General features: G+C 53.9%; 17 protein-coding genes and 1 pseudogene. 13 read left to right on the forward strand and 5 right to left on the reverse strand.

What is annotated here, in order from left to right; genetic code table 11:
* The first annotated feature begins 44 nt into the window (after positions 1–44).
* From D5269_RS01095 to D5269_RS01105, 3 genes are all read left to right on the forward strand, one after another.
* Positions 45–1,214: a class I SAM-dependent RNA methyltransferase gene (locus tag D5269_RS01095; RefSeq protein WP_120481850.1), complete on the forward strand. Its 1,170-nt coding sequence runs from the start codon at positions 45–47 to the stop codon at positions 1,212–1,214.
* Positions 1,215–1,323: 109 nt separating this feature from the next.
* Positions 1,324–2,154, forward strand: a complete 831-nt coding sequence (locus D5269_RS01100) for a M23 family metallopeptidase (RefSeq protein ID WP_120481710.1) — start codon at positions 1,324–1,326, stop codon at positions 2,152–2,154.
* Positions 2,144–2,710, forward strand: a complete 567-nt coding sequence (locus tag D5269_RS01105) for a site-2 protease family protein (RefSeq protein ID WP_120481712.1) — start codon at positions 2,144–2,146, stop codon at positions 2,708–2,710. The genes D5269_RS01100 and D5269_RS01105 overlap by 11 nt, the downstream gene beginning before the upstream one ends.
* Here D5269_RS01105 and D5269_RS01110 read toward each other — a convergent pair.
* The gene (locus tag D5269_RS01110; RefSeq protein ID WP_120481714.1) at positions 2,691–3,356 is read right to left on the reverse strand and encodes a helix-turn-helix transcriptional regulator; all 666 of its coding nucleotides are present in this window, start codon (positions 3,354–3,356) and stop codon (positions 2,691–2,693) included. The genes D5269_RS01105 and D5269_RS01110 overlap by 20 nt on opposite strands.
* A 232-nt stretch (positions 3,357–3,588) precedes the next feature.
* Between D5269_RS01110 and D5269_RS01115 the strand changes: the two genes are divergently transcribed.
* The 8 genes from D5269_RS01115 to D5269_RS01150 all read left to right on the forward strand — a co-directional run bounded on the left by D5269_RS01115 (position 3,589) and on the right by D5269_RS01150 (position 11,293).
* Positions 3,589–6,210, forward strand: coding sequence for a valine--tRNA ligase (locus D5269_RS01115; RefSeq protein ID WP_120481716.1), 2,622 nt, complete (start codon positions 3,589–3,591; stop codon positions 6,208–6,210).
* A 166-nt stretch (positions 6,211–6,376) separates the two neighbouring features.
* A complete protein-coding gene (locus D5269_RS01120) occupies positions 6,377–7,006 on the forward strand; it encodes a CatB-related O-acetyltransferase (RefSeq protein WP_120481718.1) in 630 nt (209 codons plus the stop codon).
* A gap of 138 nt (positions 7,007–7,144) precedes the next feature.
* Entirely contained in the window at positions 7,145–7,351 is a 207-nt protein-coding gene (locus D5269_RS01125; protein WP_120481720.1) for a hypothetical protein, read from the forward strand.
* A 28-nt stretch (positions 7,352–7,379) separates the two neighbouring features.
* Positions 7,380–8,684, forward strand: a complete 1,305-nt coding sequence (locus tag D5269_RS01130) for a folylpolyglutamate synthase/dihydrofolate synthase family protein (RefSeq protein WP_120481722.1) — start codon at positions 7,380–7,382, stop codon at positions 8,682–8,684.
* Positions 8,675–9,301, forward strand: a complete 627-nt coding sequence (locus D5269_RS01135; protein ID WP_120481724.1) for a stage II sporulation protein M — start codon at positions 8,675–8,677, stop codon at positions 9,299–9,301. Before D5269_RS01130 ends, D5269_RS01135 begins: the two co-directional genes overlap by 10 nt.
* 437 nt (positions 9,302–9,738) lie before the next feature.
* Positions 9,739–10,176 (forward strand): STAS domain-containing protein, encoded by a 438-nt coding sequence (locus D5269_RS01140; RefSeq protein ID WP_120481726.1) that lies wholly within the window; start codon positions 9,739–9,741, stop codon positions 10,174–10,176.
* Complete coding sequence (gene spoIIAB / locus D5269_RS01145) at positions 10,173–10,610, forward strand: anti-sigma F factor (protein ID WP_016315374.1); 438 nt, start codon at positions 10,173–10,175, stop codon at positions 10,608–10,610. Before D5269_RS01140 ends, spoIIAB begins: the two co-directional genes overlap by 4 nt.
* Positions 10,607–11,293 (forward strand): sigma-70 family RNA polymerase sigma factor, encoded by a 687-nt coding sequence (locus D5269_RS01150; protein ID WP_081644910.1) that lies wholly within the window; start codon positions 10,607–10,609, stop codon positions 11,291–11,293. The genes spoIIAB and D5269_RS01150 overlap by 4 nt, the downstream gene beginning before the upstream one ends.
* 400 nt (positions 11,294–11,693) lie before the next feature.
* On the opposite strand, the gene D5269_RS01155 is transcribed toward D5269_RS01150, so the two are convergent.
* The 3 genes from D5269_RS01155 to D5269_RS01165 form a co-directional block, all read right to left on the reverse strand.
* Complete coding sequence (locus D5269_RS01155; RefSeq protein WP_016315376.1) at positions 11,694–11,939, reverse strand: hypothetical protein; 246 nt, start codon at positions 11,937–11,939, stop codon at positions 11,694–11,696.
* On the reverse strand, positions 11,936–13,486 hold the full coding sequence (locus tag D5269_RS01160) for a BCCT family transporter (protein ID WP_120481730.1): 1,551 nt from the start codon (positions 13,484–13,486) through the stop codon (positions 11,936–11,938). Before D5269_RS01160 ends, D5269_RS01155 begins: the two co-directional genes overlap by 4 nt.
* A gap of 341 nt (positions 13,487–13,827) precedes the next feature.
* Positions 13,828–15,225: a hypothetical protein gene (locus tag D5269_RS01165; RefSeq protein ID WP_120481732.1), complete on the reverse strand. Its 1,398-nt coding sequence runs from the start codon at positions 15,223–15,225 to the stop codon at positions 13,828–13,830.
* 449 nt (positions 15,226–15,674) lie between these two features.
* Here D5269_RS01165 and D5269_RS01170 point away from each other — a divergent pair, with 449 nt between their 5' ends.
* Complete coding sequence (locus tag D5269_RS01170) at positions 15,675–16,019, forward strand: transposase (RefSeq protein WP_347707278.1); 345 nt, start codon at positions 15,675–15,677, stop codon at positions 16,017–16,019.
* A gap of 55 nt (positions 16,020–16,074) precedes the next feature.
* A pseudogene (locus tag D5269_RS01175) lies at positions 16,075–16,176 on the forward strand (methyl-accepting chemotaxis protein); the annotation flags it as partial.
* 164 nt (positions 16,177–16,340) lie between these two features.
* Here the strand turns inward: D5269_RS01175 and D5269_RS01180 are convergent.
* Complete coding sequence (locus tag D5269_RS01180) at positions 16,341–17,621, reverse strand: FMN-binding protein (RefSeq protein WP_120481734.1); 1,281 nt, start codon at positions 17,619–17,621, stop codon at positions 16,341–16,343.
* Between the last annotated feature and the right edge of the window lie 274 nt (positions 17,622–17,895).

A 17,895-nucleotide genomic window follows, 5' to 3' on the forward strand; every position in this document is an offset into this window, starting at 1 on the left:
GAAAAAAGAAATGTAATGCTGGAGGAAAAGTGGGGGGATTTCGCGTGGAGAATCAGGTCAGATTGTGCTGCCCCTGTTTGTTTGGGCTGGAAAGTGTACTTTCGTTTGAGATTAAAAAGATCGGCGGAGAAAATTTGGAGGTGACGGATGGCCGCATCTTTTTTGATGGGGACCTTTCGATGGTCGCGCGCGCGAACCTCTGGCTTCGCACCGCCGAACGGGTGGGAATTGTAATCGGCAGGTTCCGCGCGGAATCGTTTACCGAGCTGTTCGACCAGACTGCGGCCCTCCCTTGGGAACGGTTCATCGGTGTGGACGACCGGTTTCCGGTGAAAGGTTCGTCGCTCAATTCCAAACTGCACAGTGTCCCGGACTGCCAGAAGATTGTCAAACGGGCGATCGTGCGGAGGTTTGAGCAGGTCTATCACCAAAGCCTGTTCAACGAGACGGGTGCACTTTATCAGGTGCAGTGCTCTATCTATAAGGATATGGTAACCCTCCTGCTTGATACGACCGGTGCGGGCCTGCATAAACGCGGCTACCGCAGCAATGCGAATGAAGCGCCGATCAAAGAGACGCTCGCAGCCGGGATCGTCGATCTGGCGCGGGTGCGCGGGGATTCGCTGGTCTATGATCCGATGTGTGGTTCAGGTACATTGGTGATCGAAGCGGCGATGAAGGCGCTGAACATCGCGCCGGGCATCCGCCGCAGGTTCACCGCGCAGGACTGGCGGTGTTTTCAGGATGGCATCTTTGAGCGGGAACGGCGGGAAGCAGTTGCGCAGGTGCGGCGGGATGCTGCATTCTTGGCTTACGCTTCGGACAACGATCCAGAATCGGTTCGTCTGACGCAGGAGAACGCCGTCAAAGCCGGGGTAGCCTCCCGGATCAAGGTGAAGCGGGCGGACCTCTCGGACTTCCGTCCGCTGGACACCGAACGGCCAGGAATTGTGCTGACCAATCCGCCTTATGGGGAGCGTCTGCTTGACTTACAGGAGGCGGAACAGATCTGCCGCACGATGGGGGAGGTCTTTGTTCCCGGAGACCGAACCGGTTACTATATCATCAGCCCGCACGACTCGTTTGAAGAGCTGTTCGGGCGGCCTGCCGCCCGCCGCCGGAAGCTCTACAACGGTTCGATTCGCTGCCAGCTTTTCATGTATTTCCAGAAGCCGGACAAGCACCCACATAAACCAACGGAATCCAACCATTAACGGGAAAACAGTACCCGCCTGTCAGGCAGAGAACCCTGACAGGCGGGTGCATTTCTTGTCCCCCTTCTGCATAGATTGAAACAAAGGGAAGAAAAGGGGAGTATGCAGGATGGCAGAACGGAGAGCGCGCCGGAGGATTCCAGGACGGGACAGACAGCAGGATACAGGAGCAGGGCTGCTTTTGGGGCAGATTGTGATCTGTGCGGCAGCGGTAGCGGTGGCACTGGGGCTATCCACAGCGAACCCAATGCAGGCTGCGGCCGTTTCTCCAAAGATTCAGCTGCTGATGACCGCAGAAAAGGTCACACTGCCGGAACAGGCGGTCATAGCGGCAAAGGAACAGGGGGAGATGCTTTGGAACCGCACCCGTGAAACCGTTCTTGGATGGATCGAACTACTGCTGCGCGACAACCGGCATCCCGCTGCTGTACAGGAGACAGCCGGGGAGGAGCTGAACGGCGTGGGCGGCTGGACGGGGACTGACGACCAGTCCCACCTTCCTGCATCCTGTTCCCTCGCGCCGCTGTTCTGTTCCGCACAGGTGGAACCGCCGGTCAGCGGGCGGGTGACCTCGTTTTATGGGTTCCGCATCCATCCGCTGACCGCGGCAGACGACTTTCATCGGGGGCTGGATATTGCGGCGCCATCTGGCGCAGGGATTCATACCCCGCTTCCCGGCAGAGTGGCCGAGATTGGGGAATCGGCGATCTATGGCAACTATGTCACGCTGGATCATGGAAATGGCTGCCAGACCACCTACTGCCACTGTGCGGAGATTATCGCGGAGCAGGGGGCCAACCTGCGCAAGGGGGAGCTGATCGCGCGGGTGGGAAGTACGGGAATTTCGACCGGCCCGCATCTGCATTTTGAGGTGCAGAAAAATGGGGTTTATTTTAATCCTGCATGGGTCGTGGATGGGATGGAAGGCTATGGAATTTAGAGCAGGCGGGACAAGGGTGTCCTTTTCATTCGGTTTTTTCGCGGTACTCGCGGTTTATATGCTGGTCGACCGGGAAGGGATTGGGCTTCCTGCACTTGCAGCGGTTGTCCTGCACGAGAGCGGGCATATCGTCCTGATGCGGTTGACTGGTTATCAGATTCCGGAGATGCGGTTCAGCCCGTTTGGAGTGCAGATCGAGCGTTGGGGGCTTTTGCCGGACGGGCGGGAAGCGGCGGTCTATCTCGGAGGCGTGCTCGCGAATCTGCTTACCGGAGGAATCGTCTGGCTGTTCTGCGGCTGGAATCTGTTTACCATCGTGAGCCTGGGCTTGATCCTGTTCAATCTGCTTCCGGTCGGCCGGCTGGACGGTGGACAGCTCCTGCGGCTGGCATTGGGACGGGGCTGCTCTCCCGAACACGCCGATCGCCTGCAAAAATGGATTGGATTTCTGGTGCTGACACCGCTTTTCGCCTATGGATTTTACCTGGCTGCACAGGGAAACTACACCCTCCTGCTGACAGCGGGCTATCTAGCGGTTACCCTTCTGCGTGGTTGACAGGAGGGCTTTCTTTTTCGTCTTTTTTCGGAGAGGGGGCGGTCAGGCGAACAGAGGTGAAAACGCAGATCAGGAGATAAACGGTCAGGGCGCTTCCCCACTCCAGGAAGGCCAGGTGGGGCCTGGGATACAGCCGCCAAAGGGCTGTCACAGCCATATGGACTGGGGAATAGGCGAAAAACCAGACTGAAATTCGGTAAAACAGTCCGCGGGAGTCCTGCACTGCGCGGGTACCGAAATATGCGAGAAAACCGGCTTCAAAGGCAATCACTCCGACGAGATTCAGCGTCAGACCAATCCAAACCATCAGTTCGGACTGAATGAACCGTCCTATCAGCCCGCACAGGCACGCGAGCGACTGCATCCCGACCAGCAGCAGGACTGCCGCCTGCTGTTTCTGTTTTGTGTACCGGCTGATTTGGTCCTCGGCTACGTCCGGGGGTTCCGGCTCGCTGTCATTCAGCAGGAAATCGACGGTCACACCAAACCGTTTGCTGATCCGTAGCAGGTTCGGCGCGTCGGGAAGCGCTGTACCCATCTCCCAACGGGAGACAGCCTGTCTCGACACTTCCAGATGTGCGGCCAGATCCTCCTGGGACAGCCCTTCCCGTTTCCGCAGATGTAGGAGTTTTTCTGCAAAGTTCATTCAAAACACCTCCGAGCTGATTTCCCTCATTATATCATTTTCCTGTATTTTGTCTACCGCATCGACTTTACATTCCCGCAACCGGATGTAACATCTGTGCCATGCCAGAAAAATACGGTAAAAAACAAAGAAATTCAGCGCTTGAACAGAGAATACGCCTTGAATTTACCTGCACTCTCCGATATAATAGAAAAATAACCTGTAAATCTGCCTATATTGGAGGAAAAGATACATGCGCAAGCAACTGGAAAAGGTTTACGATCCCAAACAGGTCGAGGACAGAACCTATCAATTTTGGATGGACGGCAACTACTTCCATGCAGAAGTGGACCCCAAAAAGGAGCCGTATACCATCGTTATCCCGCCGCCTAACATTACTGGACAGCTCCACATGGGACATGCCCTTGACGAAACCTTTCAGGACATCCTGATCCGCTGGCGCAGGATGCAGGGGCGCAGTGCGCTCTGGCTGCCGGGGACCGACCATGCTTCGATCGCGACCGAGGCGAAGATCGTCGAGGCGATGCGCGCCGAAGGGCTGACCAAAGAGGGGATTGGCCGGGAGAAGTTCTTAGAACGCGCATGGGAATGGAAAAAACAGTATGGCGGGCGGATTGTCAGCCAGCTGAAAAAGTTGGGTTCCTCCTGCGATTGGGAACGTGAGCGGTTCACGATGGATGAGGGCTGCAACAAGGCGGTCAAGGAGGTGTTCGTCAATCTCTATGAAAAGGGCCTGATCTACCGCAGCGAACGGATTATCAACTGGTGCCCCCACTGCAAAACCTCGATCTCCGAAGCAGAGGTCACCTACGAGGAAAAAGCGGGGCACTTCTGGCATATCAATTACCCGATTGTGGGGACTGACCGGATGCTCGAGGTCGCGACCACCCGCCCGGAGACGATGCTCGGCGATACCGCAGTCGCAGTGCATCCGGATGACGAGCGGTACAAGGACCTGATAGGAAAGATGGTTCTGCTGCCGATCGTGAACAAGGAAATTCCGATTATCGCTGATACCTATGTCGAGATGGATTTCGGCACCGGTGTGGTAAAGATTACCCCGGCGCATGATCCGAACGACTTCGAGGTTGGCCTGCGACACAACCTGCCGGTTATCAATGTGCTGAATGAGGATGCGACCATCAACGAGAACGGTGGAAAATATGCTGGCATGACCCGCGAGGAATGCCGTAAAGCGATCGTCTCTGATCTCGAAGCGGGTGGATTCCTCAAAGAGGTGGAGGACTACAGCCACAACGTCGGAAGCTGCTATCGGTGCAGCACCATCATCGAGCCGCGCGTGTCCAAGCAGTGGTTTGTCCGGATGGAGCCGCTTGCCAAGCCCGCTAACGAAGCTGTGCGGGCGGGCAAAACGAAGTTTGTCCCCGAGCGGTTCGACAAAATCTACTTCAACTGGATGGACAACGTAAAAGACTGGTGCATCTCCCGTCAGCTCTGGTGGGGACACCGAATTCCAGCATGGCATTGTGCCGACTGCGGGGAGATCACCGTCTCCAAAGAGGAGGTTCACGAGTGCGCCCACTGCCACAGCGGGAACGTCCATCAGGACCCCGACACCCTTGACACCTGGTTCAGCTCGGCGCTCTGGCCATTTTCGACCCTTGGATGGCCGGACAAAACCGAAGAGCTGAAATATTTCTACCCAACCAACACGTTGGTCACTGCTTATGACATCATCTTTTTCTGGGTTGCGCGGATGATCTTTTCCGGTATTGCACATATGGGGGAGGTTCCGTTTGATACGGTGCTGATCCATGGCCTTGTGCGTGATGCGCAGGGACGCAAGATGTCCAAGAGCCTGGGCAACGGGATCGACCCGCTGGAGATTATTGACCAGTATGGCGCGGATGCGCTCCGCTTTACCCTCGCGACCGGAAACAGTCCGGGCAATGATATGCGTTTCTCGGACGAGAAGGTCAACGCCTCCCGCAACTTTGCGAATAAGCTCTGGAACGCCAGCCGGTTTATCCTGATGAACCTCTCGGACGAGGTGGATGTGGTCAAGTTACCGGATACCCTCACAGTTGAGGACAAGTGGGTACTTTCCAAATACAATACGCTGGTGAAGGATGTCACCGAAAATCTCGAGAAATTTGAACTGGGGATGGCGGTACAGAAGCTCTATGACTTCATCTGGGATATCTTCTGCGACTGGTATATAGAGCTCTGCAAATCCCGGCTGCAAGCGGGTGGAGCATCTTCGCTTGGTGCACAGCAGGTGCTGGTCTATGTCATGGAGGGCACTCTCAAGCTGCTGCATCCGTTTATGCCGTTCATCACCGAGGAAATCTGGCAGGCGCTCCCGCACGAAGGGGAGAGTATCATGGTTTCCGCATGGCCGGTCTATGACCCGTCGCTCGCTTTCGCCAAGGAGGAGGCTGACTTTGAGAAGGTCATGGATGCGATCCGCGCAGTCCGCAACCGCCGCGCCGAGATGAATGTCCCTCCCTCCAGAAAGGCGCAGCTCTGTATCGCCACCGGGGAACCGGAGGTGTTCGAGCAGGGACGCCCGTTCCTCCAGCGGCTGGCGTCCGCTTCTGAGGTGACAGTGGCGGATAGCTTCTCGATGGAAGGTGCGGTTCAGGTCATCACCAATGCGGCGCGCATCTTCATCCCGATGGATGAGCTGGTCGATAAGGAAAAGGAGCTTGCCCGTTTGAACAAGGAGAAGGAGAAGGTGGAGAAGGAGATTGGGGCCCTCTCTAAAAAATTGGATAATCCCGGCTTCGTCTCCAAAGCGCCGGCAGCAGTTGTCGAGGGCGAGCGCGCCAAGCTCCAGCAGCAGAAGGAGCGTCTTGCCCGGATCGAAGAGTCGATCGCGGTATTCCAATAAGCAATCCGCAAGGGTTTCGCCCTCCTGTAAAAAGGCGGGGCGGAACCTTTGTTGCATAAGGGAGATTCTCTATTTCTAAGAAAGGAAGGAAAAGGGTTGAGGCGCTGCATTGTGGCAGCCGGTGTCGTCACACAAACCATCGAAACAAATACAGGAGGAATTTTCCATGACGATACCGGAACAGAAAATCTATCCTCGAACAGGGGATACCCAGACGGTTTATCTGAAAAATGTGATTACCAAGCCCAACATTCTGGTAGGGGAATACAGCATCTACAACGATTTTGAAAACGACCCAACCCGGTTTGAATGTCAGAATGTGCTTTATCATTATCCAATCAACCACGATAGGCTGGTGATCGGGAAATTCTGCTCAATCGCCTGTGGTGCGAAATTTTTATTCAACAGTGCCAACCATACCCTCCGGTCATTATCCACCTACCCGTTTCCCCTGTTTTTCGAAGAATGGGGTTTGCAAAAAGAATGTGTAGCCGATTCCTGGGACAACAAGGGGGACATTGTGATTGGTAATGATGTCTGGATTGGGTATCAGGCAGTCATTCTGGCGGGAGTCACTATTGGGGATGGCGCGATTATCGGCTCCCGCGCGGTTGTAACAAAAGATGTACCAGCATATACCATTGTATGCGGGGTCCCGGCGAAACCGATCCGCCGGCGTTTCCCCGAAACAACGGTACAGAAACTGTTACAGTTACAATGGTGGGACTGGCCGGAGGAGCGGATTGCCGAAAATATCGCGGCAATCCAGTCCGGCAGTATCGAACAGATCGTTTGAGATTGTTTTTAGACCGCGTTGCGGCGGTAGTCAAAAGATCATGACGAAAAAGTTTTGCCAGACTTTTCAAAGGCGGCGGGGGCTCTGCCCCCGCTCCCGCAATTTTTCGATTTTGAACAGGTTCTTAGGGGGAAAACAATGAGCAAATATAAGGCATTGTGGGAATATGTGCAGGGCACAGGCAGCCCGTCTTTGAAATTGACATTTGCGGAAATACAGGAGATTGCCGGAGTGCGGATGGACCACTCTTTCCTAAGTTACAAAAAAGAACTGAGCGAATACGGTTATCAGGTTGGGAAAATCTCGATGAAGGAGCAGACGGTTCTTTTTAACAAGACCGGCTGACAGGCTCCATCTTCTAAAGGGGGTTACTATGGACTATCAGGAAGCTTTGGATTACATCCATTCCCACAAGCGGTTCCGCGCGAAACCCGGTCTCGAGCGGATGCGGGAACTGCTCGCCTTTCTTGGCAACCCGCAGGAACAGCTTTCGTGCGTGCATATAGCGGGCACCAACGGCAAAGGCTCGACCGTTGCGATGATTGCAAGCGTCCTGCGGGCAGCAGGTTATAAAACCGGTATGTATATTTCGCCGTACGTGCTGGAATACCGGGAGCGGATACAGGTAAATGGCGAGATGATCCCGCAAGATGCGCTGGTGCGACTGGTCGAGCGGATACAGCCGTTTGCCGAACAGGCGGGGGAACTCACCGAGTTTGAACTGAATACCGCGCTTGCGTTTTGCTGGTTTGCCGAGCAGGGTTGCGGCATTGTCGTTCTGGAAACCGGCCTGGGCGGACGGTTGGACGCCACCAACGTGATTCAACATCCGCTGCTCTGTGTGATTACCTCGATCGGGCTGGACCATACCGAGATTCTTGGGGATACCCTCGCACAGATTGCCGCAGAAAAGTGCGGAATCTGCAAACCGGGGGTGCGTACGGTGGTCAGCGCGCGGCAGGCTCCGGAAGCATTCGAGATCATCCGGCAGCATGTTGTCGGGCGGAATGGTGCAGTGGTGGTCAGCGTGTCCGACTTCGAGCTGGAACAAACGCTTGCGACCGCCCAAATGCGCATTTCGGGCAGTGAGATCAGCTTGAACGGCTTGAAGCTGCATCTGCCGCTTGCGGGGGAACACCAAATTTTGAATGCATGGACAGCGTTTACCGCTTTGCACGAGCTGTCGAAAAAAGGATTTCCCAAAGCGGCGCAAGCGTCCGCACTCCGGAGCGGTTTGGAATCGGTGCGGTTCCCGGTGCGGATCGAGACGGTCTGTACCGACCCGCTGACCATCCTGGATGGCGCACACAACCCGCAGGGGGCGCAGACCCTTGCCTGCGCACTTGAGATGCTCGACGAAACCCCGGTCACCGGGGTGATGGGGGTGCTCTCCGATAAGGACAGTGCCGGTGCGCTCGATGCCCTTGCGCCGCGGTTCCGGAGGTTGATCTGTGTCACGCCGGATAATCCCCGCGCGCTCGATGCACACGATCTAGCGGCGCGGGCGGACGCACTGGGATTGCAGTCGTCGGCAGCGCACACACTCGAGGAAGGACTGGCACTCGCGCAAGCGGTCGCAAAGTCCGAACGGGGAGCGGTGGTGGTCTGCGGGTCGCTTTACCTGGCGGCGCAGGCGCGTAAACTCCTGCTTGAAAAGGAGGCAGACGGATGCGGCTGATCGGTTCCCAATATCGGGAGACGGGTGCCTTTTTTCGGAAGAAACTCGCATTCCCGACACTTTTCTGTACTCTGTTTTTCTTTTCAGTGGTCTTTTTGAGCGGTTGGGTATTCCAGCAAAATCAAGAGCTGCTTGAACAGGCCACAGAACAGATTTTTACCCTGTTTGAGGGAAAGAATCTTGAAATTGAAGGGCACATCAGCCCGCTTCTGCTGCTTGCAAACAATCTGATTGCAAGTGCGGAAGGGATGCTGCTCGGATTGATCCCATTCCTTTTTCTGCCGCTTGTGACATTGGCGATCAATGCGGCGGTGATCGGTGGGTTGGGCGCCTATTCCATTCAACTGCTCGGCTGGCGCTTTATTCTGGCGGGCATCCTGCCGCATGGAATATTCGAACTGCCAGCGCTTTTGCTTGCGGGTGCAATGGGAGTGCGGCTCTGCCTCGAGATGATCCGGCGGATCCTTCGTAAGCCCTGCACCCACACGTTTCCCGAACTGTTGATGGAGACAGCGCGGTTTTTCCTGTTGATTGTTACCCCGCTGCTGGTTCTTGCGGGACTGGCAGAAGGATATCTGACTCCGCTTGTGCTCGAGCTGGTTATGGGCGGTATTTAGAGAATCTTTGAAGAGAAGGCTTTTTTGTTCGTAAAAAGCCTTCTCTTTTCGCGTCCCGGACTCGTAGTCTTTCTTTAAGACTGGCGAAATTTTGGGCTCGGTATGCTTTTGGGACAGCAGCCGCATGAGAAACAGATTCCCAGCGGAAAATCTGCACTGCCCGACCATCTGCGACAACTTTTTTATGTCAAAAGCTCTATCCTGTGTGATAGGGCTTTTTGTTTTTTAGAATCGAAACACTTGAAAAGAACCGGGATAATCCTTTTCAAGCCTGTGGCGATTTCTACCGCAACAAGTAGCCTTACATAGTCATCCAGCACACAAACTGTGCTGGCGGGCCTTTATCCGCTGCTGAAAAACAAAGCGCCTGTTTTTTTGAAGTGTTTTGGCTAGAAAGCAGTTTGCAGCCGTTTGAGGATAGAAAGGATGTAGAAACGATGTCTGTACAAATTGAGATTGCTGAAGAATACTGCATTGCGCGGCTGATCGGCGAGATCGACCATCACAACGCGAAGGAACTCCGTGATGCAATCGACAATGCGGTTATGACCGGGCAGGTGCGGGAGCTGGACTTGGATTTCCGGGAAGTCAGCTTTATGGATTCCTCGGGGATTGGTTTGGTAATGGGACGATATAAGCTGATGCAGGAGCTGGGCGGAAGCCTGCATCTGATCAATATTGCAGGGCACCTCAAAAAGGTGATGATGCTCGCGGGGCTGGATCGCCTTGCGATTCTGGACAGGCCGGAACAGCGCAGACGTAGGCCTCCCGCGGAACCTGTTCCGGAGGAAGCGCCGGAAGAGATGCAGGAAGCCGGGAACTTTGAGGAAGAACTGGAGGAAATTCCATTCGGGATTGGGGGGGAGGAAGTATGAAACCGGTTAACACAATGAAGCTGCAATTCGAAGGGCGGTCGGTGAATGAATCATTTTCTCGTACGGCAGTCGCGGCATTTGTGGCGCAGCTGGACCCAACAGTTGAAGAGCTGGCAGATATCAAAACAGCGGTCAGTGAAGCGGTGACCAACTGTATCGTACATGGTTACCGTGATCGTCTGGGAATCGTTTACATATCCGCCAGTCTCTATCCGGACCGCCGGATCCAGATCAAGGTGCGTGACAAGGGTTGCGGCATTCCGGACATCCAGCGGGCGATGGAACCGATGTATACTTCGGTTCCCGAGGAGGAGCGCGCCGGTCTCGGTTTTGCGGTCATGCAAAGCCTGATGGATCGGGTAAAGGTCATCTCCAAGGAAGGGAAGGGGACGACGGTGACGCTGGAAAGGAGTATCCGCTGTAAGGGGGAATGATGCCGATGATCGAATGCCAGACATCCGCGTCCAAAAGAGAGGAGACAATTTCCAACAACATTGGTCTGGTGCATTCCTGCGCCCACAGGTTTAAAGGCAGGGGGATCGAGTATGACGATCTGTTTCAGGCGGGATGCATGGGGTTATGCAAGGCAGCGGACGCATTCGACGAGGGGCGCGGGGTGCGTTTCTCAACCTATGCAGTGCCGGTTATCCTCGGAGAGATGCGGCGCCTCTTCCGGGATGGGGGAGCGGTCAAGGTTTCGCGTACACTCAAAGAACTGTCCATCCGGGTAAATCGGGAACGGGAACGGCTCTCCAACCTTTGGGGGCGGGAGCCGGGCATCTCCGAACTGGCGCAGTCCCTTGATCTGCCCGAGGAACAGGTGGTTGAGGCAGTCTGTGCGTCCGCACCACCGATTTCGCTGACTGGGAGTGACGAAGATGGAGGGATGCAGATTGATCTGCCGGTCGAGTCCCCCGAGGATCTGCTTTCCGATCTCATCGCACTCAAGCAGGTGGTCGGAGAATTGGAACCCAATGATCGCAAACTAATTGTCCTCCGGTATTTTTCAGAAAAGACCCAAACCCAGACTGCGCAAGCACTGGGAATGACTCAGGTGCAGGTTTCCCGCAGGGAGAAAAAAATTCTTGCAGCCCTGCGCGCCCAACTCAGCGGATAGGGACCTGTCCGGATTTACAAGCCACCAAACCTGCCGGCCCTGCAAACGGCACAAGCAGTGCTGATAGACAAGCCGGATTCTGTCGGGATTGATGCTGGACAATCCCGACAGAGATGTCCGGAGCGGGGCAATGCCATCCGATCTGTGGATGGATGACACAGTCGGAAGCGTGTTTCGCGCACCGATTCTATCTGAAGCGGCAGGTCTTCATACGCAGGCTATTCAAGGGCTGTCGCCACCCCCATACTGCCACCGCTTGGGTTTGCTCCTGGTGTATCCTATGCAGCCCAGCCGGGAATGGGAACCGGTGTTTGAACCCACAAAATTGCCTGTCCGGGGAAAGGAGAGAGAGAACGAAGCCCGGCGTTCGGGGATTTCCGAACGCCGGGTGATTTTTTGGTTATTTTAGGGAAAAAATCTGGTAGCGGAGAGGATGGTCGATCGGGAGAAATCCGTCTTGGCAGCGGGCGTAGAGCCTGCCGCAGAATGCGCACTGATAGAGTGGGCAAGGCTGCGGCAGGCCGGGGATCCGAGCGACGCGCCCGTCCGGACGGGCTTCTTTACAGCAGCCTGAGAGGGGGGCAGCATGGATGCGATGAAGCGCATAACCGCTGGTTCGGTCGAACCAGCCGGAGAACCCATTCATTCGGCCATCTCCCGCGCGCGGTCACGTTTTTGCGCTGCTGGCGCACCGAACCGCTTGACCAGTTTGTATCCCGCGAATACCATGTAAAACTGGACAAAGATCATCGGCAGTCCGGCGATCAGCGAAATGGTCTGAACCGCTTTCAGCTCATTGATGGCCAGCAGGCCGATCGAGAGGACCGCAAGCACTCCGGCCCAGAAGATGCGCATTGGCCGGCTGGGCTGGCTGTCAACCGAAAGGGTTTTGGCGCTGCTGCTCGCGAGGATATAGGCGGCGGAGTCAATCGTTGTGGCGAGAAAGATAAAAACCAACAGGCAGAAGAGCAGGATCATCAGCGGGGCGAGCGGCATTGCACGCAGCAGCGAGACGACAACTGCCTCCTGCCCTTGCGTTTCAAGCATCGCGGCATAGTCGACGGTACCGGTCTGCTGGAGATGGAGCGTAAATCCGCCAAAGATGCTGAAACAGAACCAGCAGCCGAGGGTCCCCCACAGCATCTGCTGCCAGACGACGCTGCGCAGCGTGCGTCCGCGCGAGGTACGGACGATAAAAAGCGCCATGAGCGGCATGAAGGTCAGCCACCAGCCCCAGTAAAAGATCGTCCACATCTCCTGAAATTCCCCACTTCCAAATGGGTCGAGCCAGGTGTTGATTCGGACAAAATCCTGTAGATACAGACCGATGCTGTTGACCTCCATCTTCAGGATGTCGATGGTCGGCCCGAGAATCAGCAGGACAGATCCAAAGAGAATCAACAGAACAACATTGATGTCGCTAAGGAGCTTAATCCCTCTGTCCAGGCCGCGAAAGACGCTGAATGTGAAAATCGAAATCCAGATCATGAGGATCACGATCTGCAAGGGCAGGGTATTCGGGATGCGGAACAGTCCGGAGATCAGATTGGAGACGACCGGGACAGCTAACCCCAGTGAAGTGGAAATTCCTGCAAGAATCGCGAACATGACAAGCACGTCGATACATTTTCCCAGAAATCGGCTGATGCTTCCAGGATGGAGATGGTTGTTGACCACCGAAAGCCGCAGAAGATGCTCGTTATCTTTAAAAACAATCAATCCGATGGCGGTAATTGCCGGGATATAGAACGCCCAGGCGCTCAGTCCCCAGTGAAACTGTCCATACATATGGGCGTATTCATACGCCAGCTCGCTGAACGGCTCGATTGAAAGTGCAGGGTCTTTGAGGTAATAGAGCGGTTCGACGAACCCGAGTATGACCGCGCTCGATCCAACACCGGAGGTGAACAGCATCCCTGCCCACGCGAAGTTGGAATAGACAGGTTTTTCTCCCCGTTTGCCAAAGGTGATGTCCCCGAACTTGGAGAAGGTCACCCATCCAAGGAAAGCAAACGAGGTGAGGCATGCGAGGATATACATCCAGCCGAATTGACCGACCACCATGGAATAGAGCATGGAGATGATCCGCCTGGCCGTATCTGGAAAAAAGATGAGAGTCCCAGCGATCACAGCCGAGAGCGTCAATGTTGGAATCACGATAGAAAAATCTGAATTGCTTTGTTTTCGATACATGCTGCACCGACCTTTCTGCAAAATGCAGGCTGGATCTGAATGCCATACCCGCCCCCTTTCCTGAGAGCCGTCTAAAAACCGATAGTTTGCATTTCACTGTTTTCAGACAAACCCAAATATATCCAAATATCCAACCTTAAAAATGACCGTTTGATTGCGACACGAAACCTATTTCCGTGTCATCCCGAACATAATTCGAATCTAATATCCATTTTTCAGATATTATATCACAAAATTTACAAACAGTCAATCTATAGTTTTGTACAGTATGAACAGTAGTGTAAAAAATCCGGCTTTCGACAAATTGAAAACCGGATTTTTAGGAAAAATGACAGTGAGCTTCAGGAATCTGCGGCGAAATAATAGGCGCCTGAACGTGCGGCCAAAAACTCGAGCACCAGGCCGCTGTCCTCGCTACGAATGCGGGATTCGACCGCATTGCCTGTGCTGTCATAGACCGCAACCCCCTTGTGACTGCGCAGGAAGGGGGGGATGCCCAGCCGGATTAGTACCGGTTGGGCAGGATCTTTTTTTTCTCCATTCTTCGCATCTTGGAAAGTGACCGAATATTCATAAAAGATTTTCTTGGTGATATTGGGAAGGGTACGTGCGCTCTCTGCGCCGTCGATGGAAAAGACGGCGTTGCCTAATGGGAAGCCGCGCAGCATCCCAATCGCATCGACTGGCTGTCCATCCACTTCAGCCTTCCAGGTTACCCCGGTCACATTGCAGTTGATCTCGTAAAGGGTGGACAGCCGCCGCCAGATGGTTTGCCCAACCATACTGCGCTTTCGCATATCCAGTGCGTAATAGTCGAGCAGGGATTGTTCTGCGTCAAGCTCAACAGCGACCTCTGCCTTTTGCATAAACTCATAAAGCTCGGTAGAGATAATCATGGTGAATTCGCGGGCAGGGCTGTGGTTACCGTAGGCATCCTGGGAGCAGATGTCGAAGGTGTAGACCCCCGGCTCCTTGAAGGTTTCTATGTAGGAATCCCACTGTTTTTCGATCGGCTGCCAGACGCCATCTTCGCGACGGATCGCCATATGGTCGACGTCATGCATGATTTCAGTGTAGACTTTGATCTGTGTGCCCTCGGGATAGATGTTTGAGTCACCGATTTTCTTTTCCGAAACTGCTACCAGCGGTGTTTCGGGCGGGAAAACGTCGATTCCGGGACGCATACGGTTCAACCACCGCACAAGCACAGAAAGGTGCTCCTCTTCGTCAGCAGGGAAGTAGGCGCGCTGTACATCGGTCAGGTCACTGAATTGTCCCTGTACTGACATGATCTCCGCACGCCGGGCTTCAACCATCTGGTCATTCGAGGCGTCAAGCGAGGGAAGCGCGCGGCAGGCATCCAGCACACCGGCAAGCTGAACATCAATAATAAACGAAACATCCTGCGGTTTGCTGCGCAGGCCATCGGCGTCCTCGGTGCAGAATCGGAACCGGTATACACCATCGTTCTGGAAGTTAAGAGTGCATGTCCCGTCCTCGCCGAGCGAAAGGGACATCCATAACCCATCTTCTTTAATCAGAACCTCCCGTACGCCTGGCTCAGCCGAAAGGGTGAGGGTTACAGGGGAACGGTAGACCGATGTTCCTGGCAGTGTTTCGCCGGTGGTTTCGATTTTCAGTGTGTCTTCAGGCTGCTCGGCGGCCAGAACAGGGAGTGTTTCAAACGGCAGCAGGAGCGCAAGAGCAAGCATAAAAGAGAGCAGTTTTCTTCTGAACACAGTAGTTGAGCATCCTTTCTTTTCGACTACAGAATTACATCATCAATGCAATGAGGAATTTTGCAACGATTTTCAAGTATACAAAATCCATTCCAAGCAGATTTATCGAATATTATAGCATATTTCTTTGGAAATGTCAGCAACCGGGAAAAATTTGCCTATAATCGTTCCAGCCGCCCATCTGCAAGGCAGAATGCTTCTCCAGCGCTGAGGCTGCGTGCTTGCCCCGAAAACAATGCTTCATTTTTTTCAGGATGGTCATAATAATGCCTTTGATTCATTTGAATACCAGTATACCGCTTTCTATGGCTTGTTCAATTGAGCACTGCCTTTTTGAACAGTATCCCAATCTATATTGTATATTTTCTGCATTTTTATAGATAGCATCTATATAAGATGGGGGAATTGTGATAGAATGGAACTATTTTAAAAAGACAGGGGACAGAAAGATGGATGCATCCTATCACAGACATGATATAAACGATAAAGTATGGGAGTTGCTCGAACCACATTTGCCGGGGCAACGAGGCCAGTGGGGCGGGATTGCTCAGGATAACCGCCGTTTTATCAATGCGATATTTTGGGTATTGCGAACCGGAGCGCCCTGGCGTGACCTGCCTCCCGATTACGGGAAGTGGGGCAGTGTTCATCAGAGGTTCATCCGTTGGCACAGAAAAGATGTTTGGGAAAAACTCTTGGAATATCTTGATTACTACAGCAACTGCCGTATCAAGGCAAAGCTGAAGGGCTTGCCGCCTGCGCTTCACAGACAACAAGCCCTTTCGGCTCCTTGAACAATCTCTTGTCTCAAACTTTGTCTAACTTTTGGGGATCACTTCAATGTGCGGACTGACCAGTGCTATGGACAATATCGCCCACTCCTCTGCTGAGATTGAGAAAATCACCCGAGTAATTAAGGATATTGCTTTCCAGACCAACATCCTGGCATTAAGAACCCGTATTCACAACCATTCGACACCGTCTGAGCGGTTTTTTTGTCAGCCTGCCGCGTTGAAAAATCTTGCAATACACAAAGTATTGTCTGCGTTTTTTCGCCTTGCAGGGCAGCAAAATCCCTCGCCCATCCGGCATCCTCTGATTATGAATACAGGTTCTTATTCCTCGGCGTCTTCCGGAAGACGCTCGACTTCAATGGGAACTTCCGCATTTCCCTCTACAGCGGCTGTGGCGAGGAGCTGGCCAACCAGCAGTTTGAAACTGTTCGAAGAGACGGTAGCACCTGCGACATTGTCCACCTGGGTAACATCATTTTCAGCCTTTTCCCAGTTATTCACAAGTGCAGAAACAGCATCGCTGTAGGAAAGGCCAGTGGCCTCTCGCATCCGATCCGAAAGTGCGGTATCGGCGGAGCGTCTGGCTGCATCATCCTTCTCGGAGATTGCGTCAAACTCATCGACCGTCACTTTGCCGTTTTTGATCTTGAGTACAACGTATTCTTTCCAGCCGTTCTCGTCAAAGTCCGCAAAACGGGCAGTGTAAAGGCCATCGGCGAGACGAGAAACAGCGATCTTTCTTTCACCGCCTGAAGTCATTTGTGCAGTCAATGCACGCATGAGTTTTCCAAACGTTTTGGTCGCTGCGCCGCCATTGGTCGGGGCAGTCACCTTGGAGAAATCTCCACCATTGTCAAGACAGCTCTGCGCAATCGCCGGGTAGTAATCAGCAGGGCCGTCTGCCTGCGCGTTCAATTCGGAATCTTCGGTAATCAGTTTGGAGGAATCCTCCTCGCCAGATGCATTATAGATGATTTCGGTGATTTCGCCGCCTGAGACGGTCAGCGTAACAAATTCCTGCCATCCATCGCGATTAGCGGACTCCATTCGTCCTTCATAGTTGCCATCCAGGAACCGGGTGCCGATGGTAACTGTGGAGGTATTTCCCTCCTTGGCGGATTCGAGTGCAGTACGCATCATCCGCACAAACCGATAACTGTGTTCTTCGGCCCCTTCCACCGGCTCAATGGTATCGAGATCGCCATCTGCCGCCCGATAGGCCGATTTGATCTCGGCAGCGTAGTCGACCGGCTCGGTATCTTCACCTTCCGGTTCGGATGAAGAAGACGGTTCTGGCTGCACAGCTGCTTCTGATTCGTCCGCCGGTTCGGAAGCGTCGGGGTTCTCGTACGGCTCAAAGCCATAATCCTGGACGGTAATTTCGTCGTCCAGAACCGAGATGGTCAGGTAATCGAGGGTGCTGTCCCCAGCGGGCACAGAATATTTAACCGAATATGCGCCATCCTGATAGATGGAACTGACGACCGGCGGTTCCTCCGGGGCAGAACTGGAAGGCTCCGGCTCGGGAGTCGTGCGTTTACATGCGGAAAGAGAGCCTGCAACAACCAGGCAGGCGAGCAGGGTGGAAAGCAGTTTCTTCATTTATGTGTGACCTCCGATATTCAAAAGTTGCTGGACATTCCATTGCGGTATCCTTGTCCACCAGGATGGAAACAGGGCAGCACCCATGTGCCGGTCCGACCATAACCATTAGTACGATAGCTTATTATACCACTTGACAGCACTTACGTCAAATTGAATTGAGGACTAGGCTTCGCAGAACAAGACACCAGGGAACAAACCTGTTATGCAGGCCGACCAACACTTCAGCATAGTTTCACCCAATAACAAATCCAACGTCCCTCTTCGAGGACGT

Origin of the sequence: Anaerotruncus sp. 1XD42-93 (genome assembly GCF_009917605.1) — a bacterium.
GTDB lineage: Bacteria > Bacillota > Clostridia > Oscillospirales > Ruminococcaceae > Anaerotruncus.